Here is a 17,655-nt window from a genome sequence, read left to right on the forward strand (position 1 = left end):
CCTGGACCGGCCTCTTCGCGGCTAAAGCCGCTCCTACAGGGACCGCGCAGACATCGAAAGCTGCACAAATCCTGTGGGAGCGGCTTTAGCCGCGAAGAGGCCAGCACAGGCAACATACCTTCAACCAGGCTGCTGGGTCCTCAGCTTCTCGCTACGCCCACGCAACCACTCCAGGGTCAGCAGCAATACCACCGAGAAGGCAATCAGCAAGGTCGCCGCCGCAGCAATGGTCGGGCTCAGGTTCTCGCGAATACCACTGAACATCTGCCGCGGCAGGGTCGCCTGCTCCGGCCCGGCCAGGAACAGGGTCACCACTACTTCGTCAAACGACGTGGCAAAGGCGAACAATGCCCCCGAAATCACCCCGGGCGCGATCAGCGGCAGGGTCACCCGGCGGAAAGTCAGCAGCGGCGAGGCGCCCAGGCTGGCTGCCGCGCGCACCAGGTTGTAGTTGAAGCCCTGCAAGGTCGCCGACACAGTAATGATGACGAACGGCACGCCCAGTACCGCATGCACCAGAATCAGCGAGGTGAAGCTGTTGCCCATGCCCAGCGGGGCAAAGAACAGGTAGCTGGCCACACCGATGATCACCACCGGCACCACCATCGGCGAAATCACCAGCGCCATCACCAGCGACTTGCCCGGGAAGTCGCCACGGGTCAGCCCGATGGCCGCCAGGGTGCCGAACACCATGGCCAGCACCGTGGCTGCCGGGGCGACGATGATGCTGTTCTTCAAGGCCCGCATCCACTCGGCCGAGCCGAAGAAGTCCTGGTACCACTGCAGCGAGAAGCCCTGCAGCGGGTACACCAGGAAACTGCCACTGTTGAACGACAGCGGCACGATCACCAGCACCGGCAATATGAGGAACAGCAGGATCAAGCCGCAAAGAATGCGCAGGCTGTAGAACCACACCCGCTCCACGGGCGACATGTAAGGGCTCAGCATGACAAGGCTCCTCAGCTCAGGCGCAGGCGGCTGGCGCCGACCAGCCAGCTATAGATCAGGTACAACAGCACGGTCGCCAGCAGCAACAGCCCGCCCAGCGCGGTGGCCATGCCCCAGTTGATGCTGGTGTTGGTGTAGAAGGCCACGAAGTAGCTGACCATCTGGTCATTCGGGCTGCCCAGCAGTGCCGGGGTGATGTAGTAGCCGATGGCCAGGATGAACACCAGCAGGCAACCAGCGCCAACCCCGGCGTAGGTCTGCGGGAAGTAGACCCGCCAGAAACTGGCGAACGGGTGGCAGCCCAGCGAGATCGCCGCACGCATGTAACTTGGCGAAATGCCCTTCATCACGCTGTACAGCGGCAGGATCATGAACGGCAACAGGATGTGCACCATCGAGATGTACACGCCGGTGCGGTTGAACACCAGCTCCAGCGGCTGGTCGATGATGCCCATTGCCATCAGCGCGCTGTTGATCAGGCCACCCGACTGCAACAGCACGATCCACGCCGCCACCCGCACCAGGATCGAGGTCCAGAACGGCAGCAGCACCAGGATCATCAGCAGGTTGCTCTGCCGGGTCGGCAGGTTGGCCAGCAGGTAGGCCAGCGGGTAGGCCAGCACCAGACAGATGGCAGTAATCACCACACCCATCCACAGGGTGCGGGCGAAGATATCCAGGTAGATGGCCTGGTCCGGGGTGGCCTTGGCCAGTTCGCCAAGGTCATCGATACGGTGGTCGAGCGAAGCCAGCAGGTAGAACGAGGTGACCGTACTGGTGTTGCGACGGATCGCCTGCCAGTAGGCCGGGTCGCCCCAACGCTCGTCGAGGGCCTGCAAGGCATCTTTATAGGAAGCGGGTTCGCTCTTGAACGGCAGCGCCCGCGCGGTCTTGGCCAACAGGCTGCGGTAACCGGCCAGCTCCATGTTCAGGCGCTTGGAAAGGTCGCCCAGGGTCTGGTTCTTGCGCGACTCGGCCAGGTCCTGGCTCAACGCCTTGTACACGTCCTCGCCCGGCAGGCTCTTGCCATCCCACTGGGTGATGACGCCCACGGTGCGCGGCAGGCCGCCAACCACTTCCGGGTTGCCGACGCTCTTGTACAGCAGCGCCGCGATCGGCACCAGGAACACCAGCAGGAGAAACAGCGCCAGCGGCGCGATCAACGCCTGCGCCTTCCAGCGGTTGACCCGCTCGGCGTGCTTGAGGCGCTGCTTGAGACTTGGACCTGCGCCTTCTTTGAGGGGCACTGCAATGGCCATGGCGAACTCCGCGATACGAACTGAAAATGGGGCTGCTGCGCAGCCCATCGCAGGCAAGCCAGCTCCTACAGATACTCCGCTGGCTCCAGGGCAGCGGCCCCCTGTGGGAGCTGGCTTGCCAGCGATGGGCCGCAATGCGGCCCCCTACGCTGGTCGTTTACTTCTTCGCCGCCCAGGCGTTGAAGCGTTGCTCCAGCTGCTCGCTGTTGTCAGCCCAGAAGGCCACGTCGATCTGCACCTGGTTGGCGATGTTTTCAGGCGTGGTCGGCATGTCCTTCTTAACCGCGTCCGACAGCAGGCTCACGGCCTTGGAATTGGCCGGGCCGTAGGCGATGTTCTCGGAGTAGATCTTCTGCTGCTCGGGCTGCACGCTGAAGGCGATGAATTTCTTCGCTTCCTCGGCATCCTTGGCGCCTTTCGGGATGGCCCAGGCGTCGAAGTCGTAGATGCCGCCGTTCCATACCACCTTCAGGTTGCTCTCTTTCTGCACCGCAGCGATGCGGCCGTTATAGGCAGAGCTCATGACCACGTCACCCGAGGCCAGGTACTGCGGCGGCTGGGCGCCGGCTTCCCACCACTGGATGCTTGGCTTGAGTTCGTCGAGTTTCTTGAAGGCACGGTCCACGCCCTCTTTGGTGCCCAGCACCTGGTACACGTCCTTCGGCGCCACGCCGTCGGCCATCAGGGCGAATTCCAGGGTGTACTTGGCGCCCTTGCGCAGGCCGCGCTTGCCCGGGAATTTCTTGGTATCCCAGAAATCGGCCCAGCTGGTCGGTGCGGTCTTCAGCTTGTCGGCGTTGTAGGCCAGCACCGTGGACCATACGAAGAAGCCCACGCCGCATGGCTGGATGGCACCCGGCACGTAGTCGGCCTCATTACCGAACAGGGCCGGGTCGAGTTCTTCGAACATGCCCTCGTCACAGCCGCGGGCCAGTTCTGGCGACTCGACTTCCACCAGGTTCCAGGACACGCTCTTGGTGTCGACCATGGCTTTGACCTTGGCCATCTCGCCGTTGTACTCGCCTGCGACGATCTTGCCCTTGCCGGCCTTCTCCCACGGTTCGTAGAACGCCTTGACCTGGGCCGCCTTGTTGGCACCGCCGAACGAGACCACGGTGAGGTCTGCGGCCATGGCCTGGCCAGCGGCGAACAGCCCCAGGGCCAGGGCGGTCAGTTTCAACTGCTTGCGCATTATTATTCTCTCCACAGTACAGGGTTGGTGAAGCAATCGATCAATGGGCTTCGGCAATCGGATCGAGCGCGCGGGCGTGCTCCACCTCCCAGCCCAGCGGTACCACATCGCCCACGGCCAAGGCCGGGTCGAGCTCGGCAATCGGCTGTTTCACGAAGAAGTCGCCCTTGCCGCAAACCTCCAGGCGCACCCGCACGTGGTCGCCCAGGTAAATGAATTCGGCCACCCGGCCCGAGAAGCGGTTCACGCAGCTCTCGCTGTGGCCGTTCAGGCGCACGCGCTCCGGGCGGATCGACAGGGTCACCGGCTCGCCGGCCTGGCCGACATTCACCGCCAGCGCCTCGACCCGCTCGCCGCGCGGCAACTGCACCTGGCAGCGCTTGCCATCACTGGCCAGCAAGGTGCCGTTGATGCGGTTGTTCTCGCCGATGAAGTTGGCGACGAAGGTGTTGCAGGGTTCTTCGTACAGCGTGCGCGGGTCAGCGATCTGCTGGATTTCACCCTGGTGGAACACGGCCACCCGGTCGGACATGGTCAGCGCTTCGCCCTGGTCGTGGGTCACGTACACCACGGTCACGCCCAGGCGCTGGTGGATGTGCTTGATCTCCATCTGCATGTGCTCGCGCAGCTGCTTGTCCAGCGCGCCCAGCGGTTCGTCCATCAGCACCAGCTGCGGCTCGAACACCAATGCCCGGGCCAGGGCCACACGCTGCTGCTGGCCGCCGGACAGCTGGCCGGGGTAACGCTTGGCGAAGGCATCGAGCTGGACCATGTTCAGCACCCGCTTGACCCGCTCGCTGATGTCGGTCTTGCTCAGGTTGCGCACGGTCAGCGGGAAGGCCAGGTTCTCGGCCACGGTCATGTGCGGGAACAGCGCGTAGTTCTGGAACACCATGCCGATGTCGCGCTTGTGCGGCGGCACGTTGTTGATCGAGCGCCCGGCCAGCTGGATTTCACCGGCGGTGGGGGTTTCGAAGCCGGCCAGCATCATCAGGCTGGTGGTCTTGCCCGAGCCGGACGGGCCAAGCAGGGTGAGGAACTCGCCCTTGCGAATATCCAGGTTGAGGTCTTTGACGATCAGCGACTCGCCGTCGTAGCTCTTCTGCACACCACGGAAGCTGACCAGCGTTTCGCTGGTTGCAGCGTTCGACTTCGCCTCGCTCATGCCTGCACCTTCTTGTTGGATGACTGCGTAGGCAAAGACTAGACAAGCGGCAAGCGCCGGAAAATCGGGGGTGCTGAGAGAATGCCATCATCCGGATGGAAGATTTGTTGTAGGGATTCCCCTACAAAGATGGCGGGTTTGGAATACTTCTCTCAGCCCTCCGGCGCGCCCCTGTGGGAGCGGGTTCACCCGCGAAGAGGCCAGCCAGGCACCGCAGATGGCAGGTCAGGCCCTTTCGCGGGTAAACCCGCTCCCACAGGGATTCGCTACAGGACGCAGGAAGCGCATGTCGCATTCAGACCAGCTTGTGCTCCATCGCGTACTTCACCAGCTCAGCCAGCGAGTTCACTTTCAGCTTTTGCATCAGGCGCGCCTTGTGGGTGCTGATGGTCTTGCTCGACAGCGCCAGCTGCTGGGCGATGTCGTTGACGTTGGCGCCCTGGGCCAGGCGTTCGAACACCGAAAACTCCCGCTCCGACAGCAGCGTGTGCAACGGCCGCGACTCGGTCAGGCCCACTTCGAAGACCATGCGGTCGGCCAGCGCCGGGTCGATATAACGCCCGCCAGCGGCAACCCGGCGAATTGCGGTCAGCAACAGCGCCGGGTCGCTGTCCTTGGTGGCATAGCCCGCCGCCCCGGCCTTCAGCGCCCGCGCCGCCATCTGCGCTTCATCGTGCATCGACAGCATCAGGATCGCCGGGGCGTCGTGCAACGCTCGGATCCGCGGGATCGCCTCCAGGCCATTCACACCCGGCATCGAGATATCCAGCAGTACCACCTCGCACGGCGTGTGCCGCAGGGTTTCCAGCAACTGCTCACCGTTACCGGCCTCCCCCGCCACCTGCATGTCCTTGGCCAGGCCAATCAACTGCTTGATGCCCTCACGGACAATGGTGTGGTCTTCGGCCACCAGCACTCGAATCACGATCGCTCTCCTACTCCAACGGTATGGCCACGCTCAGGCTGGTGCCTTCGCCCGGTTCACTGTCCAGCGCCATGCTGCCGCCCAACATCAGCACCCGCTCACGCACCCCTACCAGGCCGAACGAGGTGGGCCGTGGCTGGTCGCGGCAAAAGCCCTGGCCGTCATCGCTGACAGTCATGCGCAATTGCCCGTGCTCACGCACCAGTTCGATCTCCACGCTGTGCGCCTGGGCATGGCGCATCACGTTGGTCAGCGCCTCCTGGAGGATACGGAACAGCCCGGTGGCCTTGGCATCGCTCAATGCTGGCAGATTATCCGGTACTTGCACCAGGCAGGGGATCTGCGTGCGTGCTTCAAAGCGCCGCGCCTGCCATTCGATGGCCGAGGCGATGCCGGCATCGAGAATCGGCGGGCGCAAGGCGGTGGCCACGTCGCGCACCAGCTGGAACAGTTGGGCGATCAGGCGCTTCATGCTGGTCAGGCGCTCGTTCAGGCCCGGGTCCAGCTCGGCGAAGGCCAGCTCGCACATCGACACCTCCAGCTTGAGCACGGTCAGCATCTGCCCCAGTTCATCGTGCACTTCCCGGGCAATGCGGGCCTTTTCTTCCTCACGCACGCTCTCCAGGTGGGCCGACAGTTCGCGCAGCTGCTCCTGGGACCTGGCCAGCGCCAACTCGGCCCGCTTGCCCTGGGTGATGTCCCACACCACGCCGTCCCACACCACCTGGCCGTTGCCCAGGCGCCGGGTGCTGGCCTTGATGTCGGCCCAGCGCTGTTCACCCTGGCGGGTGAGGATGCGCCCCTGCCAGGACCAGTCCTGGTCACTGGCCAGGGCCAGGTCCTGCACTCGGTGGTAATCGGCGCGGTCCTCGGGATGTACCAGGTTGCGCAGGCCCATCTGCGGGTGCTGGATCTCGCTGGGCGAATAGCCCACCAAGGCCTCGCTGCCCTCGCTGATGTAGGGGAATTCCAGGTCGCCCTCGGCCGGGTCGCGCTCCAGGCGGAACACCAACCCCGGCACGTTGCCGGCAATGCCCTTGAGCCGCGCCTCGCTTTCGCGCAGGGCCGCAAGGGCGCGGTGGCGCTCGGTAACATCGGCGAGGTAAACCACAAGGTACTCGGAATCACGAAAGCGCAGAAAACTCAGCGACAGCTCGACCGGCAGCAGGCTCTGGTCAGCCCGGCGGCACTGCGTCTCGAACTGGCCGACACCGCCCGCCCCGGTGCGCGCGCCCTTCCACAGCTCCAGCCAGCGGTCCATGGTCAGGCTGGGTTCAAAGTCGCTCAGCGGCCGCTCCAGCAGCGCGCCTTCGCCATAGCCCAGCATGCGCTCGGCGGCATGGTTGGCGTAGCGTACGTGGCTGTCCCAGTTGACCCAGAGGATGCCCACCGTGCTCTGGTCGATGGCGAACTGGCTCAGGCGCAACGCTTCTTCGCGCACCTGCCGCTCCACCAGGCTTTCGCGCGTGGCCAGCAGGCTGCGCTCCAGCTGGCGCTGCTGCCGACGCTGCCACACCAGGGTGGCCAGCACGCACAACAGCAGCATGCCGAACAGCAGGGCCAGGTTCTGCCAGAACCCCGTCGACTCGCTCAGGCGTGGGTACTTTGGCTGCAGCCAACGCTGGTGCAGTTGCTCCAGTTCCTTGGCCGGCAGCGTCTGCAGGCCACGCTCGAGCACATCGGCCAGCAGTGGCCAGTCGCGCCGCGAACCGATGCGCAACAGTTGCGGCAGGCCGATATCGCCGACCACCGCCAGCTCGCCGAACTCGCTTTCGCGCGACAGGCGGCTGAGCTGGGCTTCGTCCAGCACTGCGAAACTGGCCTGGCCGCCCACCACCAGTTGCAAGGCCTCGCGCTCGCTGGGCACCCCTTGCAGGTTGAGGTTGCTGTAGTTGCCGCGCAGGTAGTCCGCCAGCTGGCTGGGCATGCGCACCGCCACCCGCTGCTCGGCCTCGAGCGTTTCCAGTTCCACGGCCATGGTCCCGGTGCGCGGCCCAACCACCAGTTGCGGCACGCGCATGTACGGGTCGCTGAACAGCCACAGACGCAGGCTGGCAGGGGTCTGGGTAAGCCCCGGGGCAAAGTCGATTTCGCCGGCCTGCAGGGCATGCTCGAGGCTGGCCTGGTCGGCGAAGTTGCGCCAGGTAAGGTCCAGCCGCAGCGCCTGCGCCAGGCTGCTCACCAGTTCCACGTTGGCCCCGTACAGCTGCTGCAGGCGCCGGTCGAACTGAGCGTAGGGCGCCTGCAACACCAGGCCGACACGCAGACTGCGGTGTGTATCCAGCCATTGCTGCTGGGCCGGTTCCAGGGCAACCGTGGGCACCGCTTCGGGACTGGCCAATGCAATCAAGGGCAGCCAAAAGCAGCCGATAACCAACAGGCGACGCACTCGCTTCATCTACACGCTCGTCTTGGCAAGGCGGCCATGCAGCATGGCCGTCACGGGCAAATACTATTAGGCTGCCGGTATCATTCTGGCCCTGGGTTGACTCATGTCCACACTTTATCGCACGACGCTGGCAATGTGCTGCCTGGCCTCGATCCTTCCACTCGGCGCCCTGGCCGCCGATGCCGAAAAACCATCCACCACCACCGAGGCACCCGCTGCCCAAGCCCCTCGCCCGCCGCTGCTGGAGCGCAGCCAGGAGGACGCCCAGGCGCTGGAGCGGCTGGTGCCCAAGGCCGAACAGCAGACCCTGCAGGCCGGTGCCGACAGCTTCCTGGCCCTGTGGAAACCGGCCAACGACAGCGACCCGCAGGGGGCGGTCATCATCGTCCCGGGGGCTGGCGAAACGGCTGACTGGCCAAATGCGGTCGGCCCGCTGCGGCAGAAGTTCCCCGATATCGGCTGGCACAGCCTGAGCATCAGCCTGCCCGACCTGCTTGCCGACAGCCCGCAGGCGCGGGTCGAGGCCAAGCCGGCTGCCGAGCCGCAGCCAGACAACGGCGAAAGCGCCCCGGCCAAGGACGTGCCGGCCGATGCCAATGCCAACGTCGCCCAGGCCACCGCAGCCGATGCCGACACCGCGGAAAGCACTGACGCCAAACAGGCCAGCGAGCAAACCGACCCGGCCGATGCCGAGCGCATTTTCGCCCGCCTGGATGCTGCGGTGGCCTTTGCCCAGCAGCACAACGCCCGCAGTATCGTGCTGATCGGCCATGGCAGCGGCGCGTATTGGGCGGCCCGCTACCTGAGCGAGAAACAGCCACCGCAGGTGCAGAAACTGGTGATGGTTGCCGCGCAGACACCGGCGCGGGTGGAGCATGACCTGGAAAGCCTGGCGCCGACCTTGAAAGTGCCGACTGCCGACATCTACTACGCCACCCGCAGCGCTGACCGCAATGCTGCCGCGCAGCGCCTGCAGGCCAGCAAGCGGCAGAAGGACAGCCAGTACCGGCAGTTGTCGCTGATTGCCATGCCGGGGAACAAGGTGGCCGAGCAGGAGCAACTGTTCCGCCGGGTGCGGGGGTGGATGAACCCGCAGGGTTGATCCAGGAATGCTGCGGCCGCTTTGCGGCCCTTTCGCGACACAAGGCCGCTCCCACAGGTGCCGCGCAAAACCCGAGGGCTGCGCTGTACTTGTGGGAGCGGCCTTGTGTCGCGAAAGGGGTGCGAAGCGCCCCCGCTTTTACAGGCCGCGCCGCTTACGGATCATTGCATAGGCCTGATGCAACTCCCGGGTCCGCTCGGTCGCTTCACGCACCTGCGCCTCACTGGCACCAGTGCCCGCCAGCTTGTCCGGGTGGTGCCGGCTGACCAGCCGACGATACGCCTGCTTGACCTTGTCGGCATCGGTATCCGCCTCGACCGCCAGCAAGCGCAACGCCGCCGCATAGGTCATGGCGACCCCTTCCGGCCCCGCCGCCTTGCGTGGTTCGTACTCCAGCGACATGGCTTGCACCTGCCGCCGGCTCAGGCCCAGTTTCTGACCCCAGTCCAACAGCAGTTCACGCTCCTTGTTGCCCATCTTGCCGTCGGCCCAGACCATGCGCCAACAGGCACGCAGGGTGCCTTCGGCCGCATGCGGCTGCTGGCGAATGCGCCGCAGGTGCCCACCCAGCCGGTCCTTGCCCGCCTTGCCACGGTTGAACGCGGCAATCGCACGCAGCCGGGCCGCTTCGGCCAGGTCCAGGCGCACCATCTCCTGGCGCGCCTGCTGGATATGCTGCTCGCCCACCCGGCCATCGCACTTCGCCAGGCGCCCGAGCATCACGAACAGCAACTCATCGTCCTGCAAGGCCGGACGCCCGCCCAGGCGTTCGCGCATGTCCTCCCAGCCTTGCAAACGCAGGCGGCGGTCCATGGCCTGGCCGAGCAACGCGCCGAGCAAGGCCCCGGGGATGCTGGCAACGGCAAAGCCGGCACCGGCACCAATCACCGTGCTTGGCCACCACATGTCAGGCGCGCTCGCCGATCAGGCGCTCGGCCTCGGCCAGGCGCTCGATAGTACCGACATCAACCCAGTGCCCACGGTAGTGCTCGCCACTGACCTGGCCCGCAGCCATGGCCTTGCGCAGCAACGGCGCCAGCTTGAAGGCGCCAGGCTGGCAGCCTTCGAACAGCGCCGGGTGCAGCACCGAAAGGCCGCTGAAGGTCAGCGTGCCAGGGGCATCATCACCATCGACCACCCGCTCGCCCACCAGGCGGAAGTCGCCGCGGCCGTGATGGCCTGGGTTATCGACCAGCACCAAATGGGCCAGGCCTTGCAGGGGAGCCAGCAGGCGCGCGAAGTCGTAGTCGGTCCAGACATCGCCGTTCACCAACAGGAACGGCGCGTCACCCAGCAATGGCAGGGCCTTGAAGATGCCACCGCCGGTTTCCAGCGGCTCGCCTTCGGGCGAATAGCGGATGCTCAGGCCGAAACGGCTGCCGTCACCCAGGTGGTCCTCGATCTGCTGGCCGAGCCAGGCATGGTTGATCACCACCTCGGTGACGCCCGCCGCAGCCAGGGCCCGCAGGTGATACTCGATCAGTGGCTGGCCGGCGACCGGGACCAGCGGCTTGGGGGTGTGCAGGGTCAGCGGGCGCATGCGCTCGCCTTTGCCCGCTGCCAATATCATTGCCTTCATGCACGCGCTCCGGCCTGCAACTCGGCAATCAGCTCACCCAGCTCCGCCAATTCGGGCCGGCGGCTGATCACTTCTTCTATATAGGCGAAGAAGCGCGGCACGTCGCCCAGGTAACGGGGTTTGCCGTCGCGGTGGCAGATACGGGCGAAGATACCGATCACCTTCAGGTGGCGCTGCACACCCATCAGGTCGCTGGCACGCTGGAACGCCTCGAAGTCGGCCTGCACCGGGATGCCGGCAGCCTGCGCCTTCTTCCAGTAGTCGCGCAGCCAGCCTTCGACCCGCGCCTGCGGCCAGCTGAGGAATGCGTCCTTGAACAGGCAGGTGATGTCGTAGGTGACCGGGCCGTACACGGCATCCTGGAAATCCAGCACGCCGGGGTTGGGCGTGCTCTGCATCAGGTTGCGCGGCATGTAGTCGCGGTGCACCAGTACCTTGGGCTGGGCCAATGCGCTGTCGATCAGCAGCTGGCTGATTCGTTGCCAGGTGGCTTTCTGGGCATCGCTGAAGGCCAGGCCAAGCTCACGGCCCACGTACCACTCCGGGAACAACTCGATTTCACGGCGCAGCAGCGCATCGTCGTAGCTGGGCAGCGGCGCGTCCATCGGCAGGCGCTGGAACGCCAGCAACGCGTCGATGGCATCGGCGAACAGGCCGTCGGCGTTGTTGGCATCAATGATATCAAGGTATGTCTGGTGGCCCAGGTCACCCAGCAGCAGGAAGCCACGCTCCAGGTCCTGGGCATGGATCAGCGGCACATGCACGCCGGCGCTGGCCAGCAAGTGGTCGATGGCGACGAACGGTCGGCAGTTTTCCTGCGGAGGTGGTGCATCCATGATCACGAAGCTGTGGCCGGCGCCCTGCCAGCGAAAGTAACGACGGAAGCTGGCATCGCTGCTGGCCGCGGTCAGGCTGCCTGCGGGCACTTCGCCCCAGGCGTTTTTCCGGAAAAGATCATTGAGCTGCTCATCGAGCCAGACCGTCAGTTGTTGCAGGCGTACATCGTGTTCAGGCATTACAAGGGTCTCCGACGGCCCTAGCCGTCAAGCGGGTCATGCTTTATTATCCAGCATCTTTTTCAGACCATCGAGAGGCGTGCGGCCCCACACGCGGGCAGATGGCACGCAGGAAGCCCGGACTAATAAGATGGCATTGAAATCCCCCGCGTTTCGTAGAAAGTTTCCGTTGCTGGTAACCGGCGGTTTGCTGGCCCTGCAACCTCTGGCCACGTCTTACGTGGTGGCAGCCGAACAGTTCGACTGCCAAGTGTCCGCCTCCGGTGGTTGGGACTGCAAGCCCAAGACCCCAGCCAACAACCTGCCGCCGCGCCCGGTGCACGAGGGTGCTGCCGTCAGCACCGGCACCGAAGCCGCGAGCGAAGGCGAAACCGCGGACCGGCCGATGCTGGTCACCGAGGCCAAGGGCCGTGGCCTGAAGTCGCGTAGCGAAGACTACAGCCACCTGGACTGGGTTCCGCGTGAAAAGCTCACTGCCGCACAGCTGGCCGAAACCGGCCCGTACTGCGGTGGCGCCTACATCGAGCCAACCCGCCCGGGCATGGCCGACACCACGCCGAAGGACGAGTCGCCGACCTACATCAACGCCAAGGTATCCAAGTACCAGCAGGAGCAGCAGATCGCTACCCTCGCCGGTGACGTGGTGATGCGCCAGGGCAGCATGCAGGCCGAGGCCGACGAGGCCAACCTCTACCAGACCGAAAACCGTGGCGAGCTCAAGGGCAACGTCAAGATCCGTGACAACGGTTCGCTGGTGGTCGGTGACGAGGCACAGATCCAGCTCGACACGGGCGAAGCCCAGGTCGACAACGCCGAATACGTGATGCACAAGTCGCACATCCGCGGCAGTGCCCTGTACGCCAAGCGTGGCGAGAACGCCATCATCCGCCTCAAGGACGGTACGTACACCACCTGCGAACCGGGCAGCAACGCCTGGCAGCTGAAGGGCAACAACATCACCCTGAACCCGGCCACCGGTTTCGGTACCGCGACCAACGTTACGCTGCGGGTCAAGGATTTCCCGGTGTTCTACACACCGTACATCTACTTCCCGATCGACGACCGTCGCCAGTCCGGCTTCCTGCCGCCATCGTTCAGCAGCACCAGCGACACCGGCTTCATGCTGGTCACGCCGTACTACTTCAACCTGGCGCCGAACTACGACGCCACGTTGTACCCGCGCTACATGACCAAGCGCGGCCTGCTGATGGAAGGCGAGTTCCGCTACCTGACGCCTTCCAGCGAAGGCCAGTTCGGTGGCGCGTATCTCAACGACAAGAACGACGACCGCAAAGACCAGACTGACTACAAAGAGCAGCGCTGGATGGTCAACTGGCAGCACAAGGGCGGGCTGGACGAGCGCCTGATGACCGAGGTGGACTACACCGACATCAGCGATCCGTTCTACTTCCAGGACCTGGAATCCGACCAGATCGGTATTGAAACCCAGGACCTGCTGAACCAGCAGGGTGCATTGACCTACCGTGGTGACAACTACACCGCGCGGTTGAATGTGCATGCCTACGAGATGGCGACCATCTCGAAGATCACGCCGTATGATCGCCTGCCGCAGATTACCTTCAACGGTAAGCTGCCGTACGAGCCAGGTGGGCTCAATATTGCCTACGAAACCGAGGCAGTCCGTTTCGATCGTGACCTGAAAGACGACTTCGTACTGAACGAAGATGGCCTTCCCGACACTTCGGCGGGTGCGCCTGGTCGCCGCCTGGACCAGAACGTCAGCGGCATCGCTCGCGCCAACGGCAACCGTTTCAACGTCGCACCATCGATCAGCCTGCCGATGGAAGCCAGCTACGGCTTCCTGACCCCCAAGCTGAAGTATGCGTATACCCACTACGATCTGGACTTGGACAGCCAGGGTAAAACCCAGGCTATCGCGCAATCGGCCAACCCGGCGTACGGCAGCTACAACAGCTCGCTGAACCGCGACGTACCGATCTTCAGCGTGGACAGCGGCCTGTACTTCGACCGCAAAACTTCGCTGTTCGGCACCAACTACAAGCAAACCCTCGAACCGCGTATGTACTACCTCTACGTCCCGTACAAGGACCAGAAGGACATCCCGCTGTTCGACTCGGGTGAAACCCTGTTCAGCTACGATTCGCTATTCCGCGACAACCGCTTCAGCGGCACCGACCGTATCGGTGACGAGAACAAGCTGTCGCTGGGCGTAACCACCCGCTGGATCGAAGAAAACGGTTTCGAACGCCAGAACTTCAGCATCGGTCAGGCCTTCTACTTCAAGGACCGCAAAGTTCAGCTCCCTGGTATCGATTACCGTACCCGCAGCGACTCGCAGTCCGATGTGTCGCCATACGCGTTGGTGTACAACTACTACTTCAACCGCGACTGGCGCTTCAATTCGGACTTCAACTGGGACCCGGACAGCCGCAGCACCCGCTCGGGCAGCGCGATGTTCCATTACCAGCCTGAAGACAACCCGAACAAAGTGGTCAACCTCGGTTATCGCTACCGTAACGACACCATCTCCTACGACTCCACGACCGGTACCTGGAAAGTGGGCGGTGGCGACTACGGCGTCCCAGGCAGCGAGAACTACATCAAGGACTACTACAAGATCCAGCAGCATGACTTCTCGGTCATCTGGCCGATCGTTCCGCAGTGGAGCGTCATCGCTCGCTGGCAGCATGACTACAACCGCAACCGCACCCTGGAAGCCATGGGCGGTTTCGAGTACGACAACTGCTGCTGGAAGCTGCGTCTGATCAACCGTTACTGGATCGACTACGACGACTTCAGCCAAGCCCTCCCGGCGAACGAAAAAGGCGACCACGGCATCTTCCTTCAGATCGTCCTGAAAGGCCTCGGTGGTGTAGTCGGCAACAAGGTCGAATCTTTCCTCGACCAAGGCATTCAAGGTTACCGTGAACGTGAAGACCAAGCTTATTGATCGACTGCGCCCGGCGTTGCTGGGCGTTGCATTGCTGAGTGGCGCGGTGCATGCCGCGGTGCAACCTCTTGATCGCGTGGTGGCCATCGTCGACAACGACGTGGTCATGCAAAGCCAGCTGGACCAGCGTGTCCGCGAGGTCCAGCAAACCATCGCCAAGCGCGGCGGCGGCATGCCGCCTGCCGGTGCGCTGGACCAGCAGGTACTGGAACGCCTGATCGTCGAAAACCTGCAGCTGCAGATCGGCGAGCGCTCCGGCATCCGCATCACCGACGAAGAACTGAACCAGGCCATGGGCACCATTGCCCAGCGCAACGGCATGTCGCTGGACCAGTTCCACGCCGCCCTGGCCCGTGACGGCATGTCGTTCGACGACGCCCGCGAGCAGGTCAAGCGCGAGATGATCATCAGCCGCGTGCGCCAGCGCCGCGTGGCCGAGCGTATCCAGGTCTCCGAGCAGGAAGTGAAGAACTTCCTCAACTCCGACCTTGGCAAGATGCAGATGTCGGAAGAGTACCGCCTGGCCAACATCCTGATCCCGACCCCGGAAGCGGCCAACTCGGAAGCCATCCAGGCCGCCGCGCGCCAGGTTGGCGATGTGTACCAGCAGCTCAAGCAGGGCGCGGACTTCGGCCAGATGGCCATTGCCCGCTCCGCCAGCGAAAACGCCCTGGAAGGCGGCGAGATGGGCTGGCGTAAAGCCGGCCAACTGCCGCCAGACTTCGCCAAGATGCTCAGCAGCATGCCGGTTGGCGAAATTACCCAGCCTATCCGCATCCCCAACGGCTTCATCATCCTCAAGCTCGAGGAGAAGCGTGGCGGCAGCGAGAACGTGCTGCGTGACGAAGTGCACGTTCGCCACATCCTGATCAAGCCTAGCGAGATCCGCAGCGAGGCTGCCACCGAGCAACTGGCCGAGCGCCTGTACGAGCGCATCAAGAACGGCGAAGACTTCGGCGAGCTGGCCAAGAGCTTCTCGGAAGACCCGGGTTCGGCGCTCAACGGCGGCGACCTCAACTGGGTTGACCCGAACAGCCTGGTACCGGAGTTCCGCGAGCAGATGGCCAACGCCGCCCAAGGCGAAGTCACCCGTCCGTTCAAGACCCAGTACGGCTGGCATGTCCTGGAAGTGCTGGGCCGTCGCGCCACCGACAGCACCGAGCAGGCTCGTGAGCAACAGGCCATGAACGTACTGCGCAACCGCAAGTACGACGAAGAGCTGCAGACCTGGCTGCGCCAGATCCGCGACGAGGCCTACGTTGAAATCAAGCTGCCTGGCGCTGACCAGGCCGCCCAGTGAAGCCCCTGCGCTTCGCCGTCACCCCCGGCGAGCCGGCCGGCATAGGCCCCGACCTGTGCCTGCTGCTCGCCGCAGACGCCCAGCCCCACCCCCTGATCGCCATCACCAGCCGTGACCTGCTCGCCGAGCGGGCCACGCAGCTGGGGCTGGCCGTCAACCTGCTGCCGGTAGCGCCGGGCCTATGGCCCGAGCAGCCGGCGCCAGCGGGTAGCCTGTACGTCTGGGATACCCCCCTGGCGGCCCCGGTAGTGCCGGGCAAGCTCGACAAGGCCAATGCCGCGTTCGTGCTGGAAACCCTGACCCGTGCCGGGCAAGGCTGCCTGGACGGGCACTTCGCCGGGATGATCACCGCCCCTGTACACAAGGGCGTGATCAACGAAAGCGGTATCGCCTTCTCCGGGCATACCGAATTCCTTGCCGAGCTGACCCACACCGCGCAAGTGGTGATGATGCTGGCCACCCGTGGCCTGCGCGTGGCCCTGGTGACCACACACCTGCCACTGCGCGACATTGCCGACGCCATCACTGCCGAGCGCGTCGAGCGTGTAACCCGTATCCTGCATGCCGACATGCGCGACAAGTTCGGCATTGCCAACCCGCGCATCCTGGTGTGCGGCCTCAACCCGCACGCGGGCGAGGGCGGCCACCTGGGCCGCGAGGAAATCGACATCATCGAGCCGACCCTGGCCCGCCTGCGCACCGAAGGCATGGACCTGCGCGGGCCGCTGCCGGCCGATACCCTGTTTACCCCCAAATATCTGGAGCACTGCGATGCGGTGCTGGCGATGTACCACGACCAGGGCCTGCCTGTACTCAAGTACAAAGGCTTCGGCGCTGCAGTCAACGTGACCCTGGGCCTGCCGATCATCCGCACGTCGGTCGACCACGGCACCGCCCTGGACCTGGCCGGCACCGGCAAGGTCGACACCGGCAGCCTGCGCGTCGCGCTGGAAACCGCCTACCAGATGGCCGAGAACCGACCATGAACGAGCAATACCAACACCGGGCGCGCAAGCGCTTCGGCCAGAACTTCCTGCACGACGCCGGCATCATCGACCGCATCCTGCGTGCCATCAACGCCAAGGCCGGCGAACATCTGCTGGAAATCGGCCCCGGCCAGGGCGCCCTGACCGAAGGCCTGCTGGGCAGCGGGGCACAGTTGGACGTGGTGGAACTGGACAAGGACCTGGTGCCGATCCTGCAGCACAAGTTCGCCGGTCGCAGCAATTTCCGCCTGCACCAGGGCGACGCCCTGAAGTTCGACTTCAACCAGCTGGGTGTGCCACCGCGCAGCCTCAAGGTGGTGGGCAACCTGCCCTACAACATCTCCACCCCACTGATCTTCCACCTGCTCAGCCATGCCGGGCTGATCCGCGACATGCACTTCATGTTGCAGAAGGAAGTGGTCGAGCGCATGGCCGCCGGCCCTGGCGGTGGTGACTGGGGGCGTCTGTCGATCATGGTGCAGTACCACTGCCGGGTCGAGCACCTGTTCAACGTTGGCCCTGGCGCCTTCAACCCGCCGCCGAAAGTGGACTCGGCCATCGTCCGCCTGGTGCCGCACGAAGTGCTGCCGTACCCGGCCAAGGACGCAAAGCTGCTGGAGCAGGTGGTACGCGAAGCCTTCAACCAGCGCCGCAAGACCCTGCGCAACACCATGAAAGGCCTGCTCGACAGCGCCGCCATCGAAGCTGCCGGCGTGGACGGCAGCCTGCGCCCTGAACAGCTGGACCTGGCCGCCTTCGTGCGCCTGGCTGACCAGTTGGCTGACCTACAAGCCTGATATCTCCTGTACCGGCCTCTTCGCGGGTAAACCCGCTCCCACAGGTACTGCACAGCTCTCAAAAT

At 64.4% G+C, this 17,655-nt stretch carries 14 protein-coding genes; 5 read left to right on the forward strand and 9 right to left on the reverse strand.

Annotated elements, in window-relative coordinates; translation table 11 throughout:
- Positions 1–120: 120 nt before the first annotated feature.
- From CAG00_RS08895 to CAG00_RS08920, 6 genes are all read right to left on the reverse strand, one after another.
- Entirely contained in the window at positions 121–948 is an 828-nt protein-coding gene (locus CAG00_RS08895; protein ID WP_013970603.1) for an ABC transporter permease, read from the reverse strand.
- Positions 949–959: 11 nt separating this feature from the next.
- Positions 960–2,207 (reverse strand): ABC transporter permease, encoded by a 1,248-nt coding sequence (locus tag CAG00_RS08900; RefSeq protein ID WP_013970602.1) that lies wholly within the window; start codon positions 2,205–2,207, stop codon positions 960–962.
- Between the two features lie 157 nt (positions 2,208–2,364).
- Positions 2,365–3,399 (reverse strand): ABC transporter substrate-binding protein, encoded by a 1,035-nt coding sequence (locus CAG00_RS08905; RefSeq protein ID WP_085664073.1) that lies wholly within the window; start codon positions 3,397–3,399, stop codon positions 2,365–2,367.
- A 40-nt stretch (positions 3,400–3,439) separates the two neighbouring features.
- Entirely contained in the window at positions 3,440–4,564 is a 1,125-nt protein-coding gene (locus CAG00_RS08910) for an ABC transporter ATP-binding protein (protein ID WP_012270208.1), read from the reverse strand.
- A gap of 295 nt (positions 4,565–4,859) precedes the next feature.
- On the reverse strand, positions 4,860–5,492 hold the full coding sequence (locus CAG00_RS08915) for a response regulator transcription factor (RefSeq protein WP_170929296.1): 633 nt from the start codon (positions 5,490–5,492) through the stop codon (positions 4,860–4,862).
- 7 nt (positions 5,493–5,499) lie between these two features.
- Positions 5,500–7,887 (reverse strand): PAS domain S-box protein, encoded by a 2,388-nt coding sequence (locus tag CAG00_RS08920; RefSeq protein ID WP_085664074.1) that lies wholly within the window; start codon positions 7,885–7,887, stop codon positions 5,500–5,502.
- 94 nt (positions 7,888–7,981) lie between these two features.
- On the opposite strand from CAG00_RS08920, the gene CAG00_RS08925 reads away from it, so the two are divergent.
- Positions 7,982–8,980 (forward strand): alpha/beta hydrolase family protein, encoded by a 999-nt coding sequence (locus CAG00_RS08925; protein WP_085664075.1) that lies wholly within the window; start codon positions 7,982–7,984, stop codon positions 8,978–8,980.
- A gap of 138 nt (positions 8,981–9,118) precedes the next feature.
- Here the strand turns inward: CAG00_RS08925 and CAG00_RS08930 are convergent, their stop codons facing one another.
- The 3 genes from CAG00_RS08930 to CAG00_RS08940 are packed head-to-tail and all read right to left on the reverse strand — an operon-like array spanning position 9,119 to position 11,575.
- On the reverse strand, positions 9,119–9,886 hold the full coding sequence (locus CAG00_RS08930; protein ID WP_085664076.1) for a TerB family tellurite resistance protein: 768 nt from the start codon (positions 9,884–9,886) through the stop codon (positions 9,119–9,121).
- A gap of 1 nt (position 9,887) precedes the next feature.
- Positions 9,888–10,559 (reverse strand): N-acetylmuramate alpha-1-phosphate uridylyltransferase MurU, encoded by a 672-nt coding sequence (gene murU / locus CAG00_RS08935; RefSeq protein ID WP_085664077.1) that lies wholly within the window; start codon positions 10,557–10,559, stop codon positions 9,888–9,890.
- Positions 10,556–11,575, reverse strand: a complete 1,020-nt coding sequence (locus CAG00_RS08940; protein WP_085664078.1) for an aminoglycoside phosphotransferase family protein — start codon at positions 11,573–11,575, stop codon at positions 10,556–10,558. The genes murU and CAG00_RS08940 overlap by 4 nt, the downstream gene beginning before the upstream one ends.
- Positions 11,576–11,705: 130 nt before the next feature.
- Here CAG00_RS08940 and CAG00_RS08945 point away from each other — a divergent pair, with 130 nt between their 5' ends.
- The 4 genes from CAG00_RS08945 to rsmA are packed head-to-tail and all read left to right on the forward strand — an operon-like array spanning position 11,706 to position 17,590.
- Entirely contained in the window at positions 11,706–14,507 is a 2,802-nt protein-coding gene (locus CAG00_RS08945) for an LPS-assembly protein LptD (RefSeq protein ID WP_085591385.1), read from the forward strand.
- A complete protein-coding gene (locus tag CAG00_RS08950; protein ID WP_061550904.1) occupies positions 14,488–15,807 on the forward strand; it encodes a peptidylprolyl isomerase in 1,320 nt (439 codons plus the stop codon). Before CAG00_RS08945 ends, CAG00_RS08950 begins: the two co-directional genes overlap by 20 nt.
- Positions 15,804–16,793, forward strand: a complete 990-nt coding sequence (gene pdxA, locus CAG00_RS08955) for a 4-hydroxythreonine-4-phosphate dehydrogenase PdxA (protein WP_085664079.1) — start codon at positions 15,804–15,806, stop codon at positions 16,791–16,793. Before CAG00_RS08950 ends, pdxA begins: the two co-directional genes overlap by 4 nt.
- Positions 16,790–17,590, forward strand: a complete 801-nt coding sequence (gene rsmA, locus CAG00_RS08960; RefSeq protein ID WP_085664080.1) for a 16S rRNA (adenine(1518)-N(6)/adenine(1519)-N(6))-dimethyltransferase RsmA — start codon at positions 16,790–16,792, stop codon at positions 17,588–17,590. Before pdxA ends, rsmA begins: the two co-directional genes overlap by 4 nt.
- The last annotated feature ends 65 nt before the right edge of the window (positions 17,591–17,655 follow it).

This window comes from Pseudomonas sp. B5(2017) (genome assembly GCF_002112825.1).
Taxonomy (GTDB): Bacteria; Pseudomonadota; Gammaproteobacteria; order Pseudomonadales; family Pseudomonadaceae; genus Aquipseudomonas; species Aquipseudomonas putida_Z.

What these genes read in the sequence shown, in the direction of transcription:
- CAG00_RS08945 (WP_085591385.1), top strand. Translation starts at nt 11,706, where the DNA reads ATGGCATTGAAATCCCCCGCGTTTCGTAGAAAGTTTCCGTTGCTGGTA.
- murU (WP_085664077.1), bottom strand. Translation starts at nt 10,559, where the DNA reads ATGAAGGCAATGATATTGGCAGCGGGCAAAGGCGAGCGCATGCGCCCG.
- rsmA (WP_085664080.1), top strand. Translation starts at nt 16,790, where the DNA reads ATGAACGAGCAATACCAACACCGGGCGCGCAAGCGCTTCGGCCAGAAC.
- CAG00_RS08920 (WP_085664074.1), bottom strand. Translation starts at nt 7,887, where the DNA reads ATGAAGCGAGTGCGTCGCCTGTTGGTTATCGGCTGCTTTTGGCTGCCC.
- CAG00_RS08905 (WP_085664073.1), bottom strand. Translation starts at nt 3,399, where the DNA reads ATGCGCAAGCAGTTGAAACTGACCGCCCTGGCCCTGGGGCTGTTCGCC.
- CAG00_RS08895 (WP_013970603.1), bottom strand. Translation starts at nt 948, where the DNA reads ATGCTGAGCCCTTACATGTCGCCCGTGGAGCGGGTGTGGTTCTACAGC.
- CAG00_RS08930 (WP_085664076.1), bottom strand. Translation starts at nt 9,886, where the DNA reads ATGTGGTGGCCAAGCACGGTGATTGGTGCCGGTGCCGGCTTTGCCGTT.
- CAG00_RS08910 (WP_012270208.1), bottom strand. Translation starts at nt 4,564, where the DNA reads ATGAGCGAGGCGAAGTCGAACGCTGCAACCAGCGAAACGCTGGTCAGC.
- CAG00_RS08925 (WP_085664075.1), top strand. Translation starts at nt 7,982, where the DNA reads ATGTCCACACTTTATCGCACGACGCTGGCAATGTGCTGCCTGGCCTCG.
- CAG00_RS08900 (WP_013970602.1), bottom strand. Translation starts at nt 2,207, where the DNA reads ATGGCCATTGCAGTGCCCCTCAAAGAAGGCGCAGGTCCAAGTCTCAAG.
- CAG00_RS08940 (WP_085664078.1), bottom strand. Translation starts at nt 11,575, where the DNA reads ATGCCTGAACACGATGTACGCCTGCAACAACTGACGGTCTGGCTCGAT.